Source organism: Streptomyces sp. Je 1-4 4N24, from assembly GCF_026239515.1.
Classification (GTDB): Bacteria; Actinomycetota; Actinomycetes; order Streptomycetales; family Streptomycetaceae; genus Streptomyces; species Streptomyces nigrescens.
Genome location: NZ_CP110836.1, coordinates 2,640,857 through 2,665,131 on the forward strand (window position 1 = coordinate 2,640,857; position 24,275 = coordinate 2,665,131).

17 protein-coding genes and 1 pseudogene are annotated in these 24,275 nt (G+C 71.6%); 5 read left to right on the top strand and 13 right to left on the bottom strand.

Annotated elements, in window-relative coordinates:
* Positions 1 to 130: 130 nt before the first annotated feature.
* The 3 genes from SLV14N_RS11115 to SLV14N_RS11125 all read right to left on the bottom strand — a co-directional run bounded on the left by SLV14N_RS11115 (position 131) and on the right by SLV14N_RS11125 (position 1,560).
* Positions 131 to 370, bottom strand: a complete 240-nt coding sequence (locus SLV14N_RS11115) for an RNA-binding protein (protein ID WP_003980229.1) — start codon at positions 368 to 370, stop codon at positions 131 to 133.
* 2 nt (positions 371 to 372) lie between these two features.
* Positions 373 to 813, bottom strand: a complete 441-nt coding sequence (rpsP, locus tag SLV14N_RS11120) for a 30S ribosomal protein S16 (protein WP_006602842.1) — start codon at positions 811 to 813, stop codon at positions 373 to 375.
* A 156-nt stretch (positions 814 to 969) separates the two neighbouring features.
* Positions 970 to 1,560: a hypothetical protein gene (locus tag SLV14N_RS11125; protein ID WP_018087151.1), complete on the bottom strand. Its 591-nt coding sequence runs from the start codon at positions 1,558 to 1,560 to the stop codon at positions 970 to 972.
* 523 nt (positions 1,561 to 2,083) lie between these two features.
* Here SLV14N_RS11125 and SLV14N_RS11130 point away from each other — a divergent pair.
* Positions 2,084 to 2,950, top strand: coding sequence for a methyltransferase domain-containing protein (locus SLV14N_RS11130; protein WP_208680795.1), 867 nt, complete (start codon positions 2,084 to 2,086; stop codon positions 2,948 to 2,950).
* 91 nt (positions 2,951 to 3,041) lie between these two features.
* Here SLV14N_RS11130 and ffh read toward each other — a convergent pair whose 3' ends face one another.
* The 5 genes from ffh to SLV14N_RS11155 form a co-directional block, all read right to left on the bottom strand.
* Entirely contained in the window at positions 3,042 to 4,598 is a 1,557-nt protein-coding gene (gene ffh / locus SLV14N_RS11135) for a signal recognition particle protein (protein WP_208680796.1), read from the bottom strand.
* Between the two features lie 111 nt (positions 4,599 to 4,709).
* Positions 4,710 to 7,262: a [protein-PII] uridylyltransferase gene (locus tag SLV14N_RS11140; RefSeq protein WP_208680797.1), complete on the bottom strand. Its 2,553-nt coding sequence runs from the start codon at positions 7,260 to 7,262 to the stop codon at positions 4,710 to 4,712.
* A gap of 202 nt (positions 7,263 to 7,464) precedes the next feature.
* Positions 7,465 to 7,803, bottom strand: a complete 339-nt coding sequence (locus SLV14N_RS11145; RefSeq protein ID WP_018087155.1) for a P-II family nitrogen regulator — start codon at positions 7,801 to 7,803, stop codon at positions 7,465 to 7,467.
* On the bottom strand, positions 7,800 to 9,140 hold the full coding sequence (locus SLV14N_RS11150) for an ammonium transporter (protein ID WP_208680798.1): 1,341 nt from the start codon (positions 9,138 to 9,140) through the stop codon (positions 7,800 to 7,802). The genes SLV14N_RS11145 and SLV14N_RS11150 overlap by 4 nt, the downstream gene beginning before the upstream one ends.
* A gap of 360 nt (positions 9,141 to 9,500) precedes the next feature.
* Complete coding sequence (locus SLV14N_RS11155) at positions 9,501 to 10,901, bottom strand: hypothetical protein (protein ID WP_259670742.1); 1,401 nt, start codon at positions 10,899 to 10,901, stop codon at positions 9,501 to 9,503.
* Between the two features lie 559 nt (positions 10,902 to 11,460).
* On the opposite strand from SLV14N_RS11155, the gene SLV14N_RS11160 reads away from it, so the two are divergent.
* Entirely contained in the window at positions 11,461 to 12,129 is a 669-nt protein-coding gene (locus SLV14N_RS11160) for a bifunctional DNA primase/polymerase (RefSeq protein ID WP_208680800.1), read from the top strand.
* Positions 12,130 to 12,312: 183 nt separating this feature from the next.
* Here SLV14N_RS11160 and ftsY read toward each other — a convergent pair whose 3' ends face one another.
* Positions 12,313 to 13,542 (bottom strand): signal recognition particle-docking protein FtsY, encoded by a 1,230-nt coding sequence (gene ftsY, locus SLV14N_RS11165; protein ID WP_127153216.1) that lies wholly within the window; start codon positions 13,540 to 13,542, stop codon positions 12,313 to 12,315.
* 145 nt (positions 13,543 to 13,687) lie between these two features.
* On the opposite strand from ftsY, the gene SLV14N_RS11170 reads away from it, so the two are divergent.
* The 3 genes from SLV14N_RS11170 (at position 13,688) to SLV14N_RS11180 (ending at position 17,727) form a co-directional block, all read left to right on the top strand.
* Positions 13,688 to 14,911, top strand: coding sequence for an NAD(P)/FAD-dependent oxidoreductase (locus SLV14N_RS11170; protein WP_208680801.1), 1,224 nt, complete (start codon positions 13,688 to 13,690; stop codon positions 14,909 to 14,911).
* Positions 14,912 to 15,137: 226 nt separating this feature from the next.
* Positions 15,138 to 16,622, top strand: coding sequence for a cytosine permease (locus SLV14N_RS11175; RefSeq protein ID WP_208680802.1), 1,485 nt, complete (start codon positions 15,138 to 15,140; stop codon positions 16,620 to 16,622).
* Between the two features lie 97 nt (positions 16,623 to 16,719).
* Complete coding sequence (locus SLV14N_RS11180; RefSeq protein ID WP_263269206.1) at positions 16,720 to 17,727, top strand: LLM class flavin-dependent oxidoreductase; 1,008 nt, start codon at positions 16,720 to 16,722, stop codon at positions 17,725 to 17,727.
* 14 nt (positions 17,728 to 17,741) lie between these two features.
* Here SLV14N_RS11180 and SLV14N_RS11185 read toward each other — a convergent pair.
* The 4 genes and pseudogenes from SLV14N_RS11185 to SLV14N_RS11200 all read right to left on the bottom strand — a co-directional run.
* Positions 17,742 to 17,870: pseudogene (locus SLV14N_RS11185) on the bottom strand (cupin domain-containing protein); the annotation flags it as partial.
* A gap of 92 nt (positions 17,871 to 17,962) precedes the next feature.
* Positions 17,963 to 19,381 carry a sugar porter family MFS transporter gene (locus SLV14N_RS11190; RefSeq protein ID WP_208680804.1) on the bottom strand — a complete coding sequence of 473 codons (1,419 nt, stop codon included), beginning with the start codon at positions 19,379 to 19,381 and terminating at the stop codon, positions 17,963 to 17,965.
* Between the two features lie 278 nt (positions 19,382 to 19,659).
* Complete coding sequence (locus tag SLV14N_RS11195) at positions 19,660 to 23,541, bottom strand: AAA family ATPase (RefSeq protein ID WP_263269207.1); 3,882 nt, start codon at positions 23,539 to 23,541, stop codon at positions 19,660 to 19,662.
* A 299-nt stretch (positions 23,542 to 23,840) separates the two neighbouring features.
* Entirely contained in the window at positions 23,841 to 24,044 is a 204-nt protein-coding gene (locus SLV14N_RS11200) for a hypothetical protein (protein ID WP_006602857.1), read from the bottom strand.
* Positions 24,045 to 24,275: the final 231 nt, after the last annotated feature.

The window sequence follows — 24,275 nt, forward strand, 5'->3', positions numbered from 1 at the left end:
GTCGCGGAGGTGGCCGAGGACCGTTGTGGTTCCTCAATGAATGGTGGCGGTCGTGGATCAACGATCGCCAACGAACTCGGGCCGGGGACGGCCCGAGGGCCCTCCCCGGCCCGAGCCGGTGTTCAACTTGTCAGCGGACCTGGTCCACGTCGACGAGGTCGACGCGGATACCACGGCCGCCGATGGCGCCCACGACGGTCCGCAGCGCGCGGGCGGTCCGGCCGTTACGGCCGATCACCTTACCGAGGTCGTCGGGGTGGACCCGGACCTCGAGTACGCGCCCGCGGCGCAGGGTGCGCGAGGCTACCTGCACGTCATCGGGGTTGTCGACGATGCCCTTGACGAGGTGCTCGAGGGCTTCCTCGAGCATGCTCAGGCCTCGGTCGACTCGGAGGTGGACTCGGCCGCAGCCTCGTCCGCCTTCTTGTCAGCCTTCTTCGCCTTCGGGGTGATGGCCTCACCCTTCGGCTCGTCGCCGGAAGCCTTGGCAGCGGCCTCGAAGAGGGCGCGCTTGTCGGCCTTCGGCTCGGCGACCTTCATCGGCGCCGGGGCGGGCAGGCCCTTGAACTTCTGCCAGTCGCCGGTGACCTTGAGGATGGCCATGACGGGCTCGGTCGGCTGCGCGCCGACACCCAGCCAGTACTGGACACGCTCGGAGTCGACCTCGATGCGCGAGGGGTTCTGCACCGGGTGGTACAGACCGATCTCCTCGATGGCCCGGCCGTCACGGCGGGTACGGGAGTCGGCGATGACGATGCGGTAGTGAGGCGCGCGGATCTTGCCCAGACGCTTCAGCTTGATCTTGACTGCCACGGGAGTGGTGTCTCCTGGTCTTGACGTGGTGGGGCACAACGGGATGCCACGTGGGGTTGCGGTACTCGGGGTGCCCGATGGACGCGTCAGCCGGAGGAGAGAGGGGTCCTATGCGACTGTCGAGTACAGCTAGCCATTGTGCCACACGCCCCCGGGTCAGCCGACCGCGGCCACCTCGGGGATACGGAAGGGCTTGCCGCAGCCACCGCAGACGATCGGCGCCTGGGCGAGCACGGACGGCACGACGCGGACGTTGCGCCCGCAGTCGCAGACGGCCTTGACGCGGACGCCGCCTCCGGAGGAGCCGTGCCGGGCGGCGGGGCCGCGGAAGCTGCGGGCGGTGTCGGTGGCGGTGGCGGCGGTGTGCGCCTTGAGGGCTCTGGCGAGGCGTTCGATGGTGGAGCGGTAGCGCCTCCTGGCTTCGGGGTTGAGCGTGACCAGGGAGAAGCCGCTGCTGGGGTGCGGCTCGTCGATATGGTCCAGGCCCAACTCCTCGGCGATCGCCAGGAATCGGCGGTTGTGGTAGCGGCCTGCACGGGAGGTGTCGCGGACGCCGCGGGCGGCGGCGATGCCATGGACTGCCTCATGGAGCAGCCGTTCGAAGGAGAGCTCCGCGCCACAGGCGGACGAGGACTCTCCGATCAGGGACTCGGGCGCGGCCAGATCCGGCAGCTCGGGGTGGTGCCGTTGAATATCGGCCCAGGCGAGCGCCAGTTCGGCGGCGAGGACAGGCGGTGTCGTGCTCACGTCGTGACAACGAGCCGGGGTCGCCGAGTGTTCCGATTCCGGGGCATCTCAAATAATTTGCACGTACCAGTCAGTTTCTGGTCATGAGTCGTGCCGAGGGCGGGGTGCGCAGATCTGCGCAGAAGGCGCCCAGCAGCCCTCAAGCCGGTACGTATCCCCGCGTACGCCGCATGGCGTAGCCGGTCGTATACCGGGGCAACGATCTTCGCGGCGATGGTACGGGGCGTTCCTGTGCCCGTCCGCACCGGCTCGGACCCCACCGTAGACCCGGTGGGCGCGGACGTCCGGACGTCCGGGTGGCGGGCGTTGCCGTGGCGGAACGACGTCGGCCGGGGCACCCTGGAACGGCGCTCCAGGGAGCGGGCCCGGCGCACACGGGGGCGCGCGGGAGACAACCCCGGCGCATCCCCTGGACGCTTGGGCGAATGCGCAGTTGTCTGGATTGCGGGGGCGCACCACGCGCGAACACGGGGGCGATCGGTACGGAACAGCTTCGGGTTCTCGGCGAATAGGGGCGCTATCGATGTCACCGACGCTCGTGCGGCACCAGCTTCCGCACTCCGGATCCACGCGCTGCGACGACCCGCCCGCTCCGGCCCGGTCGCGGGCGCGCACCCGCGACTGGGCCGAGATCCAGGAGCGGATGCTGGTGCCGCTGTACGAAGCCGCATACGACCGCCTGGGGGTCGGTCCCGGTACCCGGCTGCTGGGGCTGGGCTGTGGGTCCGGTCTGGCGCTGCTGCTCGCGGCGGCGCGCGGCGCGCAGGTCAGCGGGGTGGATGCGGATGAGTCCCGGCTGGAGCTGGCGCGTGAGCGGCTCACGCCGGACGGTATGCCGGAGCACACCCGGGTGGTCAGCGGCGGTCTGGAGGCCGCGGCGCCCGGGGACGCCGCGTTCAATGTGGTCACGGCGTTCCACCCGGTGGGCTGTGTGAGCACGGTCGAGGGGCTGACGGCGTCGCTCACGGCGGCGGCCGGGCTGGCGGAGCGCGGCAGCGCGGTGGTGCTGGGCGGCTGGGGTCCGGTGGAGCGGTGTGCCACGGCCGGGGTGCTGCGGGTGGCGCAGCGGCTGGCCGACTCCCCGGGCGATTACGTCGTCGGCTCCGCCGGGTGGCGGCCCAGCGGACGGGACGACCTGGAGGACCTGGCGGACCGGGCCGGGCTGCGGCCGGACGGTTCGGGGCGGGTGTCCTGCCCGTTCGGGTATGCGGATCCGGCGAGTGCGGTGCGGGGGCTGTTGTCGACGGGGCTGTTCGACGCGGCGCTGGAGGCGGCCGAGCAGCGCCAGGTGGAGAAGGAGCTCGCGGAGGCGCTGCATCCGTATCAGCGGGCGGACGGGACGGTGTGGATGCCGAATGTGTTCCGCTATCTGATCGCGCGGACCAGGTAGCGGGGGGCGGGTGCAGAAGCTCGCCCCCGGCATGCGCGAGCCCCCGGCCACGGTGTGAGGCCAGGGGCTCGCGAAGTGGAGCTGTGGGGGGTCAGCCCATGAACTTCTTGAACTCCTCGGGGAGTTCGAAGTTCTGCGGGTCCTGGCCGCCCTGGGGCAGGCCCAGCGGGTTGCCGGACTGGGCGGCCTCGCGGCGTGCGGCCGCGGCCTCCTCCTCGGCCTTGCGCTTCATCGGGTTACCGCTCTTGCGCTTGCCCTTGGCCTGCTTGACCTGCTTCTTCTTGCGGGCGCCACCGCCCATGCCAGGCATCCCCGGCATGCCGGGCATCCCGGGCATGCCGCCGCCCTGGGCCATCTTCGACATCATCTTGCGGGCGTCGAAGAACCGCTCGACGAGACCCTTGACCGCGCTGACGTCGACACCGGAGCCCTTGGCGATCCGGGCCCGGCGCGAGCCGTTGATGATCGTCGGCTCCTGGCGCTCGGCCGGGGTCATCGACTTGATGATGGCGGCGGTGCGGTCGACCTCGCGCTCGTCGAGGTTGTTGATCTGGTCCTTCATCTGCCCCATGCCGGGCAGCATGCCGAGCAGCTTGGAGATGGAGCCCATCTTGCGGACCTGCTCCATCTGGGCCAGGAAGTCGTCGAGGGTGAACTCCTTGGGGCCCTTCGCCAGCTTGGCCGCCATCTTCTCGGCCTCGGCCTGGCTGAAGGTCTGCTCGGCCTTCTCGATGAGCGAGAGCATGTCGCCCATGCCGAGGATGCGGGACGCCATGCGGTCCGGGTGGAACGCGTCGAAGTCGTCCAGCTTCTCGCCGTTGGAGGCGAACATGATCTGCTTGCCGGTGACATGCGCGATGGACAGCGCGGCACCACCACGGGCGTCACCGTCGAGCTTGGAGAGCACCACACCGTCGAAGCCGACGCCGTCGCGGAACGCCTCGGCGGTGTTGACCGCGTCCTGACCGATCATCGCGTCGACGACGAAGAGGACCTCGTCGGGGCTGACCGCGTCGCGGATGTCCGCGGCCTGCTGCATCAGCTCCTGGTCGATGCCCAGACGGCCGGCGGTGTCGACGATGACGACGTCGTGCTGCTTGCCGCGGGCGTACTCGATGGAGTCCTTCGCGACCTGGACCGGGTCGCCGACGCCGTTGCCGGGCTCCGGCGCGAAGATCGCCACACCGGCGCGCTCGGCGACGACGGAGAGCTGGTTGACGGCGTTGGGGCGCTGGAGGTCACAGGCGACCAGCATCGGGGCGTGGCCCTGGCCCTTGAGCCAGCGGCCGAGCTTTCCGGCGAGGGTGGTCTTACCGGCACCCTGCAGACCGGCCAGCATGATCACGGTCGGCGGGGTCTTGGCGAACCGCAGCCGGCGGGTCTCGCCGCCGAGGATGCCGATGAGCTCCTCGTTGACGATCTTGATGACCTGCTGGGCGGGATTCAGCGCCTGCGAGACCTCCGAGCCGGTGGCCCGCTCCTTGACCTGCTTGATGAAGGCGCGGACGACGGGCAGGGCGACATCGGCCTCGAGGAGCGCGATCCGGATCTCGCGCGCCGTGGCGTCGATGTCCGCCTCGCTCAGGCGGCCCTTGCCCCGGAGGTTTTTGAAAGTACTCGCCAAGCGGTCGGAAAGCGTATCGAACACGGCGGTCGTCGATCCTCGGGGTCGGGGGCGGGGTCCAGTCGGGTTCTAGGGTATCGGCCTCCGCAAGCAAACCATTCCTGCCCTGTATTCCCGGCCGCTGATTCCCGGCCGCTACTGAAGGGCGCGCTCCACGGCCGCCGCCACCTCATGGGCCGTGGCGTCCGTGAGGGGTGCCCCGTCCTCCCCCGTGACATAGAACGCATCCACCGCGTTCGCGCCCAGGGTGCTGATGTGGGCGCTGCGGACGGCGACGCCGGCGGTCTCCAGGGCGCGGCCGATGCGGTGCAGCAGGCCGTGGGCGTCCTGGGCCCGGACCTCGATGACGGTCGCGGTGTCGGAGCTGCCGCCGGCGACGGTGACCCGGGGTGGCGGGGCGAGTACGACCCGGGAGCGGCGGGCGTAGGCGCGTTCGCGTTCGGCGAGGCGGGCGGGGATGTCGAGGGAGCCGTCCAGGGCGCGGAGCAGGTCGGCGCGCAGCCGGTCGGCCTGCGGCAGCGATCCGTATTCGGCGGCCACCCGCCAGCTCAGTACCAGGACCGGGCCCTCGTCGATGGGGTCGAGGAGGAGCAGGTCGGCGGCGCGGACGGTGAGCCGGTGCAGGGCCAGCACCCCGGCCGCGGCGGGCAGGACGCCCATCGGAGGGGCGCCCGCAGGGCTCGTTGAGGGGCGGCGGCCGGGCGACGGGTGGGCAGGGACGGCGATGAGCAGTTCCACACCGACCGGCTCCTGGGCGGGCGCCGGTGCCTCCGGCCCGGTGTCGGCGTCGGTGGGGGCCTCGGCGCGCGCGTGCAGGGCCAGGACCGGGGCGCCGGTGCGCCGGGCCTCGATCGCCAGCCGTTCCTGTTCCGCGGTCGGCTCGCCGGCGCCGCGCACCTCCGTGTCGGGCTCCCCCGCGAGCCGCGCGGCGACCCGTTTGACCAGGTCGGCGACGAGTCCGCCGCGCCAGGCGCTCCAGGCGGCGGGCCCGGTGGCCAGCGCGTCGGCCTCGGTCAGGGCGTGCAGCAGCTCCAGGGTGCGGGTGCTGCCGACCGCCTCCGCGACCGCGCCGACGGTCGCCGGGTCGTCCAGATCGCGTCGGGTGGCGGTCTCGATGAGCAGCAGGTGGTGCCGTACGAGGGTGGCGATCACCGTGGTGTCGCGGGCGTCGAAGCCGAGCCGGGCCGCCACATCGCGGGCGATGGTCTCGCCGGCCACCGAGTGGTCGCCGGGCCAGCCCTTGCCGATGTCGTGCAGCAGGGCGGCGACCAGCAGCAGGTCGGGGCGGTGCACCCGGCGGGTCAGGGCGGAGGCCCGTACGGCGGTCTCGACCAGGTGGCGGTCGACGGTCCAGGTGTGGACGGGGTTGCGCTGGGGGCGGCAGCGGACGCGCTCCCAGTCGGGCAGCAGCCGCGTGATGATGCCTTCGGCTTCCAGGGCCTCCCATACGGGCACGGTGTGTGTGCCGGCGCCCAGGAGTGTCACCAGCTGTTCGCGGGCCTCGGCGGGCCAGGGCACGGGCAGTGGCTTGGCGGCGGTGGCCGTGGCGCAGCGGCGGATCGCGTGGGTGGCCAGCGGCAGACCGGCCTGGGCGGCGGCGGCCGCGGCGCGCAGCACCAGGACCGGGTCGCGCTCGGGGCGTGCGGTGCGGGCCAGCACCGCCTCGCCGTCGAGTTCGACGACGCCCTCGGCGAGCGGGGAGCGCTCGCCCTTGCCCGCGGTACGGCCGTGCAGCAGCCCGCGCAGCATGGGCTTGAGGGAGCGGGCGCGCAGCACCCGGCCGACCTCGCGCCAGGTGACATCGGCCGCGTAGGAGATGGTGCGGGCGGATTCGTAGGTCTGCCGCAGCAGGGCGTCCGCGTCGAGCATGCCGAGGGCGGTGGCGACCTGGTCCTGTTCCTGGAGGGAGAGCCGGTCGGTGGCGCGGCCGGTCGTCAGGTGGAGCGCGTCGCGGGCGTCGAGCAGCCGGGTGCGGGCGGCTTCCAGGCCGCCGCGCGGGGCGTCGGCGAGCCAGGAGGCGGCGACGGCCCGGAGCGCGGTGGCGTCCCGCAGCCCGCCCCTGGCCTCCTTGAGATCGGGTTCGAGGAGGTATTGGAGTTCGCCCTGCCGCTCGGCGCGCTCCTGGCACAGGTCGTGGAGTTCGGGGAGCCGTTTGGGGGCGCTCTCGCGCCAGTCGGCGTAGGCGGTGGTACGCAGTGCGGCGGTCAGGTCGGGGTCGCCGGCCAGGTGGCGGGCGTCGAGCAGGCCCAGCTGCACCTTCAGGTCCTCGCGGGCCGCTTTGCGGGCCTCGGCGGGGGTGCGTACGGAGTGGTCGAGGGCGAGGCCGAGGTCCCAGACGGGGTACCAGAGGTGGTCGGCGAGCGTGGCGAGGGCGCCGGCTTCGGCGCGTCCGTCGTGCAGCAGGAGCAGGTCGAGGTCGCTGCGCGGGGAGAGCTCGCCGCGGCCGTAGCCGCCGACGGCCACCAGGGCGGTGCCGGACAGGCCGGCGGCGGCGCCGTGCCGGGCCAGCAGGCCGGCCAGCCAGTCGTCGGTGAGCCGGGCGAGGGCGGCGCGGCGGTCGGGTCCGGTGGGGGCCTCGTCATGGAGGAGCCGCAGCCGGGCCGCCGGATAGCCCCCTTCCGGCGCGGGCGTGTTCCCCGGGCTCCGCGCTCCGGCCGGTCCTGCCGTTTCCTCGACGCTTTCCGCCACCTCGCGCGCTCCTTGGTCGTGGTCGTCCCCCGCCGTCACCGTCGCCCCCGTGCGGCCGTCCCCGTCCCGGCCGGGCCCGCACGCTCAGTCTGTGCCGCTGCGGGCCGGTCGGCCATCCGCCGCTCGGGCGGCCGGGCTCCGGCTCCGGTCCCCGACGGCGGACAGCCGCCCGGGGCCGGAGCCGGAGCCCGGCCGTGGCGCCTCACAGGGCGTCCGGCCCCCGCTCCCCGGTCCGCACCCGTACCGCGTCGTCGACGGGGATGCTCCAGACCTTGCCGTCGCCGATCTTGCCGGTGCGGGCCGCCTTGACGATGACGTCGGTCAGTTCCTCGGCGTCGGCGTCCTCGACCAGCACCTCGATGCGGATCTTCGGGACCAGGTCGACGGTGTACTCGGCACCGCGGTACACCTCCGTGTGCCCGCGCTGCCTGCCGTATCCGCTGGCCTCGGTGATCGTCAGGCCGTGCACACCGAATGCCTGCAGGGCGTCCTTCACCTCGTCCAGCCGGTGCGGCTTGATTACTGCCGTGATGAGCTTCACGCGTCCACCTTCTTTGTCAGGGCCTCGCCGAGTGCCGGTCCCTTGCGGCCGATCGAACCGCCGCCCGCGCCGGTGAAGTCGTATGCGGTCTCCGCGTGCGCGGCCTGGTCGATACCGGCGACTTCCTCGTCCTCGCCGACCCGGAAGCCCATCACCAGGTCGATCACCTTGGCAAGGACATACGAGACGACCAGGGAGTACAGCAGCACACAGACCACACCGACGGCCTGCCTGCCGAGCTGATCGAAGCCGCCGCCGTAGAACAGGCCCTTGGCCTCGCTCTGCACCCCGCCGGTGGCGAACAGGCCGACCAGCAGCGATCCGGCGACACCGCCGACGAGGTGGACGCCGATGACGTCGAGGGAGTCGTCGTAGCCGAACTTGTACTTCAGGTTGACGGCCATGGCGCACAGCACACCGGCGATCGCACCGACCGCGATGGCGCCCAGCGGGCTGACCGCGCCGCAGGCCGGGGTGATCGCGACGAGTCCGGCGACCGCGCCGGAGGCCGCGCCGAGCGTGGTGAACGAGCCGTGCCGGAGCTTTTCGTACACCAGCCAGCCGAGCATCGCGGCGGCGGTGGCGACCTGGGTGTTGACGAAGGCCACCGCGCCGATGCCGTCGTCGTTGCCGAGCCAGGAGCCGGCGTTGAAGCCGAACCAGCCGAACCACAGCAGACCGGCGCCGAGCATCACCAGGGGGAGGCTGTGCGGCCGCATCGGGTCCTTCTTGAAGCCGATGCGCTTGCCGACGACGAGGAGCACGCCGAGCGCCGCTGCGCCGGCGTTGATGTGCACGGCCGTACCGCCCGCGAAGTCGATGACCTGCAGCTCGAACAGCCAGCCGCCCTCGCCCCAGACCCAGTGGGCGACCGGGAAGTACACGAGGGTGACCCACAGGGCGATGAACAGCGCCCAGGCGGTGAACTTCACCCGGTCGGCGAGCGCACCGCTGATCAGCGCCGGCGTGATGATCGCGAACATCAGCTGGAAGACCGCGAAGACATAGACCGGGATGGTGGTGGCGCCCCACAGCTCCGTCAGGCCGATCCCGCTGAGGCCGGCGAAGTGGCCGTCCCAGCCGATGAAGCCGCCCTTGTCGGTGCCGAAGGCGAGTCCGAAGCCGTACAGGACCCACAAGATCGTCACGATGCCCAGGCTGATGAAGCTCATCATCAGCATGTTGAGCACGCTTTTGACCCGGACCATACCGCCGTAAAAGAAGGCGAGACCGGGTGTCATGACCATCACCAATGCGGAGCAGATCAGCATGAACCCGGTGTTGGCCGGGCTCAGTGTCGCCTTGTCTGCTGCGAGCGTCAGGATGCCTGGGGGCATCGGCGTCTCCTCGTCGTCGATGCGGCCCGTGCGGGCGTGTTTCTGATGGGCCGACTTCGCGATGAGGTTGTCGCAGCGTGGTTTCGGCCAAACCTTGCGGGTGTTTCACCCCAGTGACGAAGACGGCCCCCGTGTTACGCCCCGATGAACTCCCAGATCAGCCCGACACCACCCGTTCAACCCACAGAAACCATCAATTGAGCAACCTCCACGACGCCCCACCACCTCCGCGAAAGCGGCGCCGGTTTAGGCGCAAAAGCGAGCCCGGCCGCGGCTGCCGCCCGCGTGACCTGGCATGGGGGAGCCGAGTCGGGCTGTACGGGGCGGTGGCCGCGGCCGGTGTTCTGGGGTGGGGTGCCGTCAGACGGCCTCCGCGGTTTCGGGCAGCTGGCGGCTGAGCTCGTCGCTGAGCCGGATCACCTCGGCGACGCCGCCGAATTCCCGGGCCGCGTTGTCGACGGTCTTGCGCAGCCGGGTGTTGACCCGCTCGGAGCGGACCTGCCGGGCGAGCGGGATCGCCTGCTGCGCCATCGCCGCGCAGGCCTCGGGCTCCTTCTGCAGCAGATGCACGGTGGCCATCCCGATCAGGTTGAGCGCATACGAACGCTGGTGCTCGGGGTCCTTGCCGAAGAGCTCCACGGCGCGCTGCATGACGGGCTCGGCGAGCGAGGCGTAGGTGGGGCTGCGGCCGGCGACATAGGCGAGGTCGCGGTAGGAGTGGGCGTTCTCGGCGTTCAGCTCGGCCTCGGAGAAGAAGCGGATCCAGTCCGGCTCGGGCTCGCCGGGCAGCACGTCGGAGTAGGTGTCCTCGGCCATCCGGACGGCCCGCTTGACCTTGCTGGGCTGGCCCATACCGGCGTAGGCGCGGGCCTCCATCGCATACAACATGGCCTGGGTGCGCGGGGTGGCCGTTTCACGGCTGCCGTACTGGGCGAGGTGGATCAGCTCCAGCGCGTCGTCGGGCCGGCCGAGGTGGATCATCTGCCGGCTCATGCTGGAGAGGATGTACGAGCCCAGGGGCCGGTCGCCGGCCTCCTTGGAGGCGTGCAGCGCCAGCACGAAGTACTTCTGCGCGGTGGGCTGCAGGCCGATGTCGTAGCTCATCCAGCCGGCGAGTTCGGCGAGTTCGGCGGCGACCTTGAACAGCCGCTTGGCCACCGGCTCGGGCTGCGGCTCCTGGAGGAGGTCGGTGACCTCGTGAAGCTGGCCGACCACCGCCTTGCGCCGCAGCCCGCCGCCGCACTGCGCGTCCCACTGGCGGAACATCGCGGTCGTCGACTCCAGCAGATCCAGCTCCGGCTTGGACAGCCGCGCGGGCCGGCGGGCGCGGTCGGGTTCCTCTGCGCCGCCCTGGCCCGCGGGCACCGGGACCAGCCAGCGCTGCATCGGCTCGATGAGGCTGGGTCCGGCGGCGAGCGCGAGGGAGGTGCCGAGGTAGCCGCGGCGCGCCAGCATCAGGTCGCTGCGGGAGAACTCACTGATGAGGCCGACCGTTTGGGCCCCGGCCCAGGGCAGGTCCACACCGGAGACGGACGGGGACTGGTGCGCGGAGCGCAGGCCCAGCTCCTCGATGCCGACCACGCAGCCGAAGCGTTCGGAGAACAGCTCGGACAGGATCCGCGGGATGGGCTCGCGCGGCTGCTCACCGTCGAGCCAGCGGCGTACCCGCGAGGTGTCGGTGCTGATGTGGTGGGCGCCCATCTGACGGGCCCGGCGGTTGACCTGCCGGGCCAGCTCGCCCTTGGACCAGCCGCTGCGCATGAACCATGAACCCAACTGCGCGTTGGGTTGCTTGACGGCGTCGGTGCCGCCCGTGCCGCCGTTGCCGCCCACTGGAAGCCCCCATCCCGATAGCTGGCTTGGTGCCTAGTGTCTGGTGCGTGCCGCGAACTACCCACAGGCCGCCGTCGGTTACGACGCCTGTCCGGGGTACATCTACCCGATCACGGTTTCCGGCCACACCTTTTGGCCTGTGCTCGACCTGTGCGTTGCCACCGGCATACCCGTGCGAAGGGTGCCTCTCCGGGGTTCGCGCACCGAAAGTAATCCTACGATCACGCCCGCCGCGAGGGCGATCGGGGAAACGCCACCATTCGCCACCCCTTCGAATGAACTCCCCGCCCAGCTCTCGCGATTGACTTGACACAGGCCGAAGAACGCCGGGCGGAACGAAGCGCAGAAGGGCTCACGCGGCACACCGCACCACCTGGCACACCACGTCACACCACCGCACCACGGGCCGTCGGCGGAGCGTGAACGGCGCCGGACCGTCAACCCGCCGACTCGTAACCACTGGCACGCACCACCCGTTGGAGGGGGCATGGGCTTCACGATCGGCGGCATCCGAGAGATGCGTTCCAGCTCCCGGCGCCGCGCCCGCTCGACCGAGATCTCGGCGGTGGCGGAGTACACGGGACTGTGGGGCTGGGATGTCGTCCCCGGCGCCCGGGCGGTGCGCGCGGGCAGCGGCCGTACGGACTGCTCGTGCGGCGCCGCCGACTGCTCCTCCCCCGGTGCGCATCCGCTGGCCTTCGGCGAGGAGCTGGCGGCCGGTGCCGGCTGGGAAAAGGCCGCCGTGGCGTGGGCCGAGACACCGGGCGCCGCCATCCTCCTCCCGGTGGGCCGGTCGTTCGACCTCCTCGACGTGCCGGAGGCCGCGGGCCGCAACGCGCTGGCGCGGCTGGAGCGGATGGGTCTGCCGCTGGGCCCGGTCGTGGTGACCCCGACCGGCCGTGCGCTGTTCTTCGTCGCGCCCGGCGCGGCCGGGCAACTCCCCGATCTGCTCTACCGGATGGGCTGGGACGACGCCTCACTCGACCTGCGCCCCCTGGGCCCCGGCGACCACCTCACCGCGCCCCCTTCCGACCTCGGCGGCCACGGCCCCATGCGCTGGCTGCGCCCGCCGTCGCTGGACACCGCCGACCGGCCGCCGCAGGCACGGCTGATGGTGGGCACCCTGGCGTACGCCTGCAACCGCTCGGTGGTCTGAGCCCTCCTGCCGGCGCGGCACGGCTCTCGTCCGCCGGAGGGCATACGGGTCCCCGGGCGAGGCGGTGCGGGGCCGGCCACCCGGGCCGGGAGGGTGCCGGGCGGACATGGACCGGCCCCCGTACCCGCCGTGTGCGGGTCCGGGGGCCGGTGACGGTCCGGGCGTGGTGCCCTGGCGGCGGCGTCAGTCGATCAGGGCGTCGACGAAGGCCTGCGGCTCGAAGGGCGCCAGGTCGTCCGCCCCCTCGCCCAGGCCGATGAGCTTGACGGGGACCCCGAGCTCACGCTGGACGGCGACGATGATGCCGCCCTTGGCGGTGCCGTCGAGCTTGGTGAGCACCACTCCGGTGATGTCCACGACCTCGGCGAACACCCGGGCCTGGACCAGGCCGTTCTGGCCGGTGGTGGCGTCCAGGACGAGCAGCACCTCGCCCACCGGGCCGTGCTTCTCGACGACCCGCTTGACCTTGCCGAGCTCGTCCATCAGTCCGGTCTTGGTGTGCAGCCGGCCCGCGGTGTCGATCAGGACGACATCGGCGGTCTCGGCGATGCCTTCCTTCACCGCGTCGAAGGCGATGGAGGCGGGGTCGCCGCCCTCGGGTCCGCGGACCGTACGGGCACCGACCCGCTCGCCCCAGGTCTGGAGCTGGTCGGCGGCCGCGGCGCGGAAGGTGTCGGCGGCGCCGAGGACCACGGACTTGCCGTCGGCGACCAGGACCCGGGCGAGCTTGCCGGTGGTGGTGGTCTTGCCGGTGCCGTTGACGCCGACGACCATGACGACGCCGGGGATCTCGTCGCCGCCGTTGCCGATGCCGTTGGCGGTGTGCACGGTGCGGTCGGCGTCCGTGCCGATGAGGGCGAGGAGCTCCTCACGCAGCAGCTCGCGCAGGCCTTCGGGGGTGCGGGTGCCGAGCACCTTGACCCGCTCGCGCAGCCGGTCGACCAGCTCCTGGGTGGGGGCGACGCCGACGTCGGCGGTGAGCAGGGTGTCCTCGATCTCCTCCCAGGTCTCCTCGTCGAGGTGTTCACGGGAGAGCAGGGTCAGCAGGCCCTTGCCCAGGGTGTTCTGGGAGCGGGAGAGCCGGGCGCGCAGCCGGACCAGCCGGCCCGCGGTGGGTTCGGGAACCTCGATCGCCGGGGCGGCGGGCGCCTCGGGCTCGGCGGCCGGTGCCTCGGCCACGGGGGCCTCGGCGGTGGGCAGCGTGACTTCTTCGATGGTGCGACGCTCTTCGTCGCGGGGGGTCTCGGCCTCCTCGCCGACATGCGGTTCGGCGGGGGGCGCGGTAACGGAGGGCTTCGGGGCAGCCGGCGGGGACGGCGGCAGCTGCTTCTTCTTGCGGCCGCTGACGACGAGCCCGCTGATCGCGCCGAGCACGACCACGGCGATGACTACAGCAAGGATGACGATGTCCATAACTCCTCCAGTATCAGCCACGCTCCGCCCGTGGGGACTGCACGCGCCGAACCTGGATGGGCAGTGTCCTGATTGAATTCTGGATGTGTAGTATCCGGATTCACTCCCCGGGACCGGCCCGTGGAGCATCAGGAGGGGAATCCGGATGATTGATGTCCTGGTTTTGGGCGGCGGTTTCGCCGGTCTGTGGAGCGCCGCCGCGGCGACCCGGCTGCTGCGCACACAGGGGAGCGCACGCTCCGTGGCGCTGCTCACCCCCGACCCCGATCTGGTCCTCCGCCCACGCCTCTACCAGGCCGATCCGGCCCGGATGCGGGTGCCGCTCGACCGGGTGCTGGGTCCGGCCGGGGTGCGGCGGATCGCCGCCACCGCGACCGCCGTGGACACCGGACGGCGCCGGGTCACCGCCCTGACGCCCGACGGCAGCCGCACCGAGGTGGCCTACCGGAGCCTCGTCCTGGCCACCGGGAGCGCGGTGGTGCGGCCCGAGCTGCCCGGCTCCGCCCTGCTGCACGACATCGACACCCTCCCGGCCGCGGTCCGGCTGGAGAAGCATCTGCGGGGACTGGGCGAGGCCCCGGCCGGGCCCGGGCGCTGGACCGCGGTGGTGGTCGGCGCCGGTTTCACCGGGCTGGAGATCGCCACCGAGCTGGTGGGCCGGCTGCGCGCGCAGGCGGCTCCGTACGGCGCGGCGGACGAGGTGCGGGTGGTGCTGGTCGAGCGCGCGGCGGTGGCCGGGGCGGGGCTCGGCGCAGCGGCCCGGCCGGTGATCACCCGGGCGCTGGACACGCTGGGCATCGAGCGGCGTCTCGGCACCATGGTCACCGGTCTGGACGCGGGCTCAGTGCATCTCGCGGACGGCAGCACCGTGCCGGCCCGTACGGCCGTGTGGACCGCGGGGATGCGGGCGAGCGCACTGACCGCGCAGATCCCCGCGCCCCGGGACGCGCTGGGGCGGCTCGCCGTGGACCGCGGGCTGCGGGTGCGCGGCATCGAGGGCCTCTACGCCGCCGGGGACACCGCCGCGGCCCTGGCCGAGGACGACCACCCCGTCCTGCAGAGCTGTCAGCACGCCATCCCGCTCGGCAAGGTGGCGGGCCACAACGCCGCGGCCGGTCTGCTCGGCCTGCCGCCGGTGGACTTCGCGCCCGCCCCGTACCGCACTTGTCTCGATCTCGGCGAGGCCGGCGCGGTGGCCACGGCCGGCTGGAACCGGACACTGCGGGAGGGCCCCGAGGGCTTCGCCAAGGAGCTCAAGCGGGCCATCAACGAGACATGGATCTCCCCGCCGGTCGACGATCCGCAGGAGCTGCTGCGCCGGGCCGACCACCGGGTCGGCACACGGCAGGACGCGGCGTCTTCTGCCTGATCGGAAGGGCTCGACTGGACCCTTCGACGAGGTTCGGCGACACTCGTCCTCGTCGTGGGGTCCAACAGTGCGTACCGGCACAAGTTGGATCAAAGTACGATGGTCGACGGCCGCGCAACGCGCGTAGAGTCCTGGCAATCAATTCTGGCCAGGCATCACAGCCGCTGCCTGCACCCCCTCCCCCGTGGGGGTGCGTCCAGATCCCCGCACGGAGATACCTGCACCAATGGGCACCACGTCCTCCACTTCCGCTCCCGCACCCGAGGGCGCCGTCGAGACCCGCGGCATCGAGCCCGTCCCCGACAACGAACGCCAGGGTCGCGTCCGTGAGCTCTTCCCGACCTGGGTCGCCGCCAACATCAGCGTGTTGTTGCTCACCATGGGCGCCTCGCTCGTGGTCAACAACGGGCTGAACTTCTGGCAGGTCCTGCTGGTGGCCGCGATCGCCGCGGCCGTCGCCTTCGGCATGGTGGGCGTGCTGTCGGTCTCGGGCAAGTGGGGCGGCGCGCCCGGCGCGATGCTCTCCCGGGCCGCCTTCGGTGTCCGCGGCAACTACTTCCCCGGCGCCATCCTGTGGGTCGCCCGCTTCGGCTGGGAAACGATCAATGCGGTCACCGGCGCCTACGCGGTGCTGACCGTGCTGCATCTGCTGTTGGGCGTCGAGAGCAACAACGTCCTCGTCGTCGTCACCCTGCTCGCCTTCGTGGCCGTCACGTTCCTGGTGAGCGGTCTGGGCCGTAAGGCGCTGAACGTCTGCAACAAGTACTCGACGTATCTGTTCGGCCTGTTCAGCATCATGGTGCTGGTCTACCTGATCGCCACGATGGACTGGGACGCCGTCTTCGCCAAGAAGGCCGGCACCACCGCCATGGTGATCGCGGGCATCGGCACCATCGCGGCCGGCGGTATCAGCTGGGTGCCCACCGGCCCCGACTTCGCGCGGTACCTCCCGCACTCCGCGTCCGGCAAGAAGATCGTCGGCGCCACGGTCTCCGGCGCGGCCCTGGTACTGCTGCCGATGGTGCTGATGGGCGGCGTGATGGCCGTTTCCAGCCCGAAGCTCGCCGGCCAGAACACCGACCCGATGTCGTTCCTCGGCAGCATCCTGCCGCCCTGGCTCGCGGTGCCGTACCTGATCACCGCGCTGGTCGGCATGGTGCTGATCAACAGCCTGTCGATGTACTCCGCGGGCTTCACCGCCCAGACCATGGGCGTCAAGCTGCCGCGCGCCCTCGCGGTCAGCATCAACGCCGTCATCAGCCTGGTCGGCGGCCTGTTCATGATGCTGGTGGCCAAGGACTTCATCGGCCAGTTCATCGCCTTCCTGACGCTGCTCGCGGTCTCCTTCTCCGCCTGGATCGGCGTCTACGGCATCGACATGGCCCGGCGGCGCAAGATGGCGGTGCGCTATGACGCCGACAGCCTGATGAACACCGACCGCACCAGCCGCTACTGGTACGTCGGCGGCTTCTGCTGGCAGGCCATGACCGCCTGGGGCGTGGCGCTCGTGGCGGGCCTGTGCTTCACCAAGGTCCAGTGGTTCACCGGCCCGTTGGCCACCACCTGGATCGGCGAGAACGGCCTGGGCTGGGCGGCCACGATCGCGATCGCCGCGCTGGTCTTCGCCGTACTGCCGTCGCCGAAGGAGACCACCCCGGCGGCCGGAACGGACGAGGCGGCCGAGGCCCGGCAGCCGGTCGAGGTGGGCTGACCCGGCGCCCCGGCGACCGGATCCCCGCTCTAGTGATCTGACGCAACGTCAGCTAACGTCCCCTTCGCCAACCGCCTTGGCGAAGGGGACGTTTGCGATGATGTCGGTTCTGCGGATCAACCTCGTCGACCCCGCACCCACACCCGCCACGCTGTCCGCGCGCTACCGTGCCGCCGTCGAGATGGCGGCGTTCGCCGACGACCGCGGCTTCACCATGGTCCAGACCGAGGAACACCACGCCACCACCAACGGCTGGATGCCCTCCCCGCTCACCTTCGCGGGAGCCGTCTTCGGCGCCACCCGCCGGATCGGTGTCACCGTCTCCGCGCTGATCACCCCGCTGCACGATCCGCTGCGGCTGGCCGAGGACCTCGCCTCGCTCGATCTGCTCGGCGGCGGCCGGCTGGTCACCGTCGCCGGCCTCGGCTACCGGCCCGAGGAGTACGCGGCGCACGGCAAGGACTGGCCGGGCCGGGGCCCGCTCCAGGACGAGGTGCTGGAGACCCTGCTGTCCGCCTGGACCGGCGAACCGTTCACGTACCAGGGGCGTACGGTCCAGGTCACCCCGCGGCCGTACACCCAGCCGCATCCGCTGCTGCTGATCGGCGGCAGCTCACGGGCCGCGGCCCGGCGCGCGGCCCGCCTGGGGCTCCCCTTCTTCCCCAGTGCCCACCTCCCCGAACTGGAGGCCTACTACCACGAGCAGCGCGCCGCCTTCGGCACCGACGGGTGGGTGATGCAGCCGCCCGAGCGGACCGCGCTCCTCCACCTCTCCGAGGACCCGGACCGCGCCTGGGCCGAGTACGGCGGCCATCTGCTGCACGAGGCTCGGATGTACGCCTCCTGGCAGTCCGCCGGTATCCGCTCCGCGGTGCGCTCATCCGCGCAGGACGCCGGGGCGCTGCGCGAGGAGGGCGTCTACCGCATCGTCACCCCCGACGACTGCCTCCGGCTCGCCCGGCGGACGGGCGACGGGGGCGCGTTGATCCTCCATCCGCTGTGCGGCGGAATGCCCGTCGACGAGGGCTGGCGCTCGCTCCATCTGTTCGCCGAGCGGGTGCTGCCCCGCCTCAAGGCTGACGGGCAGCAAGGACTGACGGGCTGACGGGCTGACGGGCCTCAGCCTTCCGGGTAGAAGACGAAGAGCCGGCAGCCCGTCGCCGACTGCGGGACGTGCCAGGAACCGGCCGGGGCATGGAGGAAGGTCCCGGCCGGGTGGTCGCGGCCGCCGTCGTTGAAGACACCGGAGCCACAGAAATCGGGCACAAAAAGGGGTACTGCCCGGGGTCCCTGATGACCCGGGGCAGTACCCAGTGCTGAGGAGAAGGACTGGCGGGGGGTTAGCCCATCTCCTCCAACGCCTTGCCCTTCGTCTCCTTCACGAACTTGAGCACGAAGGGGATCGAGAGCAGGGCGAAGACTGCGTAGATGACGTACGTGCCCGAGAGGTTCCAGTCAGACAGGCTCGGGAAGCTGGCCGTGATGGCCCAGTTGGCGATCCACTGCGCAGAGGCGGCGACGCCCAGCGCGGCGGCGCGGATCTTGTTCGGGAACATCTCGCCGAGGAAGACCCAGACCACGACGCCCCAGGAGAGGGCGAAGAAGAGCACGAAGACGTGGGCGGCGATCAGCGCCACGGTGCCTTCGGTGGGCGGCAGGGTGCCGGCCGCGGTCTTGGCGGAGAAGGCCCACGCCTCCAGGGCGAGCGAGACGGCCATACCGGCCGAGCCGATCAGCGCCAGCGGACGGCGGCCGATCTTGTCGACGAAGACCATCGCGATCACGGTGCCGATGATGTTGATGATCGACGTCGTGAAGCTGTAGAAGAACGAGGCGCTCGGGTCGATGCCGACGGACTGCCACAGCGCCGAGGAGTAGTAGAACGCGACGTTGATGCCGACCAGCTGCTGGAAGACCGACAGGCCGATACCGACCCAGACGATCGGCAGGAAGCCCATCTTGCTGCCGAGCAGGTCCTTGAACGACGACTTGTGCTCGCGGTGCATCGCGTCCTGGATCTCGGCGACCCGGGTGTCGAGGTTCACGGTGTGGCCCTCGACCTCGGCGAGCACCTCCTTGGCGCGGGAGACCTTGCCGACGGAGATCAGGTAGCGCGGCGACTCGGGGATCGCGAAGGAGAGCAGACCGTAGAGGACGGCCGGGACGACCATCACGCCGAGCATCCACTGCCAGGCCTCCAGGCCGGCGAGGGTGCCCCGCTGGTTTCCGTCGGCGAGGTTGAGGATGCCCCAGTTGACGAGCTGGGAGACGGCGATACCGACGACGATCGCGGCCTGCTGGAACGAGCCGAGGCGACCGCGGTAGGCGGACGGCGAGACCTCGGCGATGTAGGCCGGGCCGATGACCGAGGCCATACCGATGGCGAAGCCGCCGACGATCCGCCAGAAGGCGAGGTCCCAGAGGGAGAACGGCAGAGCGGAGCCGACGGCGCTGATGGTGAACAGCACCGAGGCGATCTGCATCACGCGGATGCGGCCGATGCGGTCCGCGATCCGGCCCGCGGTGGCGGCGCCGACGGCACAGCCGATCAGCGCGACGGCGATCACCTGGGCGAGGACGGCGGACCCGACGTCGTAGCGGCTGCGGATCGCCTCGACGGCACCGTTGATGACGGAACTGTCGTAGCCGAAGAGAAAGCCGCCCATCGCGGCAGCCGCGGTGATGAAGATGACATGGCCGAGATGGTCGGGATGGGCCTTACGGCCTTCCGGAACCGTCGGCTGCGCGGTGCTGGTCAACGTGAACTCCAGTGGCCCGGCTGCGCTGCCGGGCGTAGGGGGCTGGCCCTTCTAGTGGTGCATAGGTTGGGGGTACCCACCACTTGAAGGTAAAAGCAACGTTGCAGAGACTATGCCTTCAAGTTTCGAAGTCAATAGGGCGTAATGAATTTGTTTCTCGGACGCCTTGGGGACCGTTCGTTCAAGTTGTGAACTGATGGGGTATCGGACACTCCGGGCGATCAACAGCGGGGCCGCGTGCGGACGCCCCGCCCGCCGGCACCGGCCCGCGGCCGCGGTCAGTGCAGGCGCTGGCTGATGACCTTCGAGACGCCGTCACCTTGCATCGATACCCCGTAGAGCGCGTCCGCGACCTCCATCGTCCGCTTCTGATGCGTGATCACAATCAGCTGGGAACTCTCCTGGAGTTCCTCCATGATCCGGATCAGCCGCTGGAGATTGGTGTCGTCCAGCGCGGCCTCCACCTCGTCCATCACATAGAACGGGCTGGGCCGCGCCTTGAAGATCGACACCAGCAGCGCCACCGCGGTCAGCGACCGCTCACCGCCCGACAGCAGCGACAGCCGCTTGACCTTCTTCCCCGGCGGACGCGCCTCCACATCCACCCCCGTCGACAGCATGTCGTCGGGATCGGTGAGCACCAGCCGCCCCTCACCGCCCGGGAAGAGCCGCGCGAAGACGCCCTCGAACTCCCGCGCGGTGTCGTGGTACGCCTCGGTGAAGACCTGCTCGACCCGCTCGTCGACCTCCTTGACCACCTGCATCAGGTCGGCGCGGGTCTTCTTCAAGTCTTCAAGTTGTTCGCTCAGGAACTGGTGCCGCTCCTCCAGCGCCGCGAACTCCTCCAGCGCCAGCGGGTTCACCTTCCCGAGCTGCTGATACGCCCGCTCGGCTGCCTTGAGCCGCTTCTCCTGCTCGGCCCGTACGTAGGGCACCGGCTGGTTGCGCGGATGCTCCGGATCGTCCGGCAGCACCTCGCCCTCGGCGGGCGGCGACGGCGGTACCAGCTGGTCGGGGCCGTACTCGGCCATCAGCCCGGCCGGCTCCACCCCCAGCTCCTCCAGCGCCTTGGTCTCCAGCTGCTCGATCCGCAGCCGCTTCTCCGCGCCCAGCACCTCACCGCGGTGCATCGAGTCCGTCAGCTTGTCCAGCTCGGACTTCAGCTCCCGGCCCTGGTTGCGCTCGGCCACCAGTGCCTGTTCCCGTTCCGCCTTGGCCCGCTCCGCGGCGCCCCGCTCCTCCTCGGCCCGTACGGCCGACACCTCGACATGGGCCAGCAGCTGCCGGGCACCGGCGGCGACCGCCCCGGCCACCGCCGCCTCGTGCCGCAGCCGGGCGCGCCGCCGCTCGGCCCGCGCCCGCGCCTCGCGCTCCGCCCGCGCTCCCCGGTCCAGTGAGTCCGCCCGCCCGGCGAGCGCCTTCACCCGCTCCTCGTGCGTACGCGCCTGGAGCCGGGCCTCCATCTCGGTCTGCCGCGCATTGGCACCGTCGGCCGCCAGCCGGTCCCGTACGGAGGTATCCGGCTCCTCGTCTCCCACGCCCGGCTCCTCCTGTGCCACCGCGAGGCGCTCGGCCAGCTCCTCGGCCTCCTCGGTGGCCCGCAGCAGCGCCTCCTCGGCCTTGGCCGCCGCCGCGTCGCAGCGCTCGGCCTCGCCCGCGGCCGCCCGCGCCTGTCCGCCGAGCCGGCCCAGGTCCCCGGCGACCTTCGACTTCTCCCGGTCCGCCGCCCGCCGCCGCTCGGCCAGCTCCTCGACCAGCGCGGCACCCGCCGTACGGCGTTCCGCCGCGGCCTGCTGCGCCTCCGCCAGCTCCTCGCAGCGCGCCGCCAGTTCCTCCAGCTCGGCCGCGGCCTCGTCGACGGACGCCTGCACCTCCAGCAGGCTCGGCGCACCGGCGGAACCACCCTGCGCGAAATGCGCCCCGAGCAGATCGCCCGCACCGGTCACGGCCATCAGCTCCGGCCGCGCGGCCACCAGGTCCTCGGCGTCCTCCAGCGTCCCGACCACCACGACATCCCGCAGCAACCGGGCCACGGCGGCCGTCAAATCCCCCGGGCCCCGGACCAGTTCCGCCGCCGGTACGGGCTCGACACGCGGCCCGGGAACACGGTGCCCGGCCGGCCCGGACACCCCCGGCGCCCCGGCCGCCCCCGCACAGACGCCCACCACGGCCCCCTCGGCCGCCCCAGCCAACCCTTCGCTCCCACCGGTCCCACAAACCTCATCAGCCCCCTGAGATCTGGCGGCTCCAACAGCCCCGGCAGTCCCAGCAGCCTGACTCCCCGCCGACACCCCAGCAGCCCCAACAGCCCCGGCAACCTCACTCCCCGCCGACACCCCAGCAGCCTCAACAGCCCCAACGGCTTCCGCAGCTCCCCCGCCCTCCGTGGCCTCCACGGCCCGTGCGGGCGCAGGCACCCTTCCCGTCCCGCTCCGGCCCCCGCTTCCCCCCACCACCATCGCCGCCCGCCCCGCGTCCTCCTTGCGCAGCAGCCGGATGGCCTCGGCGGCGGTGGCCGGGTCGGTGACGGCGACGGCGTCCGCGGCCGCGCCGAGCGCCGCCGCCACCGGGATCTCGAAGCCGGGGGTGACGGTCAGCAGTTCCGCCGCCGGCCCGAGCAGTCCGGTCAGGCGGTCCGCGGCGGCCAGCAGCGCACCGGTACCGTCCTTGCGGCGCAGCCCGAGCGCCAGCGCGTCATGCCGTGCGGCGGTCGCGGCCCGCTTGCGCTCGGCCGCGGTCAGCGCCTCGCGGGCGGCGGTCAGCGCGGTCTCCGTCTCCGCCAGCTCCCGGCGGGCCGCCTCGTGCCGCTCCGCGATCTCCTCGTCGTCCGCGTCCAGCCCGTCGACCTCGGCCTTGAGCTGCTCGTACTCCTCCTGGGCGGTGTCCGCCCGGCGCCGGGCGGCGTCCCTGGCCTCGGCGAGCCGGCCGATCTCCGCCTGTGCCGAGGCGGCCCGGCCACGGGCGGCGGTGACCTGGCCGCTCAGCCGGGCCAGGCCCTCGCGGCGGTCGGCGATGGCGCGGGCGACGTCCCGCAGCCGCCGCTCCTCGTCCGCCAACTGCCGCTCCAGCCCGGCACGGTGTTCGACGGTGTCCTCCAGCGCCCGGCTCGCCGCCTCCAGCGCGGCCGTCAACTCCGCCTCCTGCTCGCGGATCCGGGCCGCTTCCCGCTCCATGTCCTCGGGGTCGCGCCCGTGGCGCTCCTCCGGCGGGGCCGCCGTGGCGCTCTTGACCCGCGCCTCGGCCAGCGAGATCGTGCCGCGCACCCGCTCCGCGAGCTGCGACAGCTCGTACCAGGTCTGCTGCGCGCGCTGCACCCGCGGCGTCAGCGTACGGACCTCCTCCTCCAGCGCCGCCTCGCGCTGCTGGGCGGTGCGCAGCCGGTCCTCGGCGGCCTGCTTGCGTTCCTTGAGCGCCGCCTCGTCCGCGATCTCGGCCCGCAGCGCCCGGCGCAGGGTGACGAGATCGTCGGCGAGCAGCCGCAGCCGGGCGTCGCGCAGGTCCGCCTGGATGACGGCGGCGCGCCGGGCGACCGCGGCCTGCCGCCCCAGCGGCTTGAGCTGGCGCCGCAGCTCATCGGTCAGATCCTGGACCCGGGCGAGATTGGCCTTCATCGCCTCCAGCTTCCGCAGCGCCTTCTCCTTGCGCTTGCGGTGCTTGAGGACGCCGGCCGCCTCCTCGATGAAGGCCCGGCGCCCCATCGGGTCGGCATGCAGCACGGAGTCGAGCTGGCCCTGCCCGACGATGACATGCATCTCCCGGCCGATACCGGAGTCGGAGAGCAGTTCCTGGATGTCCAGCAGCCGGCAGGTGTCACCGTTGATCTGGTACTCGCTGCCGCCATTGCGGAACATGATCCGGGTGAGGGTGACTTCGGCGTACTCGATCGGCAGTGCACCGTCGGAGTTGTCGATGGTGAGGGAGACCTCGGCGCGGCCGAGCGGCAGCCGCCCGGTCGTCCCGGCGAAGATGACGTCCTCCATCTTCCCGCCGCGCAGCGACTTGGCGCCCTGCTCGCCCATGACCCAGGACAGCGCGTCCACGACATTGGACTTGCCGGAGCCGTTGGGACCCACGACGCAGGTGATGCCCGGCTCGAAGCGCAGCGTCGTGGCGGAGGCGAAGGACTTGAAACCTCGCAGGGTCAGACTCTTGAGATGCACGCCTTTGGACTCTACCGGCCGCTCCTCGGCGGGTGACCCCAACATTCCGGGCCGCCCCGGCCCCGTACGGCCCCCGGGTATACCGCGCCGTTCATTTTCGGTTTCATTGCCGAAAGTGCAGGGCACATCATGCGGTAAGGGAGGGCCGGTACGGCTGAAGTGACCACGTGGTTCGCAGGAAAGCCGCAGGACGAAGAGCCGGGAAACGACGAAGGGACGCCGAAGCGTCCCTTGCAGATCTTGAAGAGAGCGGTGCCTCAAGCGGCTGGCGAGCAGCCCTACCGGCCCTGAGGTTGGGGTCAGGTGAGCGCGGGCTCCGCCTGGGGTACGTCGATGTCGAGCATCGAGTCGTCGCGACGTGCGGCAGCGGACAGCATGTCGTTTTCGGCCTGCATCCGAATAAGCTCGGATTCAAGGTCTTGGACGCGCTGCTGAAGCCGTCGCATCTCGGAGAGGACTCGGGGGTCGGAGCCGCCGACGTAACCGAGAAGCGCCTTTGCCATGATGGATGGTCCTCCACAATGAGTGACCGACCGAAGCGGTGTGGGTCGTGAGGGATTCGCACCCGCGGTGCTTGTCATTCTCTGGTGTACTCAATGCCAAACAGCTAAGGTGCGCGGGGATTCCAGAGTCTCACCAAACGGTTTGACGGTCAACACGATCACACCCCGTATCCTCGGGCACCTGAGAGTGCGCGGCCGCGAGGGCGCTGCGCCGACTCCCCAGAAAGGTCC